Below are 413 nucleotides of genomic sequence, written 5' to 3' on the forward strand. Positions count from 1 at the left end.
CGCCAGCACCGGCGCCGCGACGCGCATTGTTGCCGAAGGCTCCGGCCTTTGTTCAATCCTGAAGCGCAACGTCGCCACTCCCAATTGCCATTTGATCCGTGCTCATCGTTCGACCGGTCATCAGCAGCCCGACCTCTTCGCGGTCGGTCGTCTTGCGTACCAGCGGCGGTGACACGCGCCCCTGGCAGATCACCAGAAGCCGGTCACAAATCTCGAACAGCTCGTCGAGTTCTTCGGAGACGACGAGCACCGCCGCGCCGGCGCGGCTGAGGTCGACGATGGTCTGGCGGATGAAGGCGCTGGCGCCGACATCGACGCCCCAGGTCGGGTGGGAGACAAGCAGAAGCTTCGGCTCGAGCGCGATCTCCCGGCCGACGATGAATTTCTGCAGATTGCCGCCCGACAGGCTTTGC

The 413-nt window shown here is 64.6% G+C and carries 1 pseudogene; it reads right to left on the reverse strand.

From position 1 onward, the window contains the following. Positions 1-52: 52 nt before the first annotated feature. Positions 53-413 (reverse strand): annotated as a pseudogene (locus tag EOA22_RS37315) (ABC transporter ATP-binding protein); the annotation flags it as partial.

The sequence above is a fragment of the Mesorhizobium sp. M7A.F.Ca.US.014.04.1.1 genome (genome assembly GCF_003998745.1).
Taxonomy (GTDB): domain Bacteria; phylum Pseudomonadota; class Alphaproteobacteria; order Rhizobiales; family Rhizobiaceae; genus Mesorhizobium; species Mesorhizobium ciceri.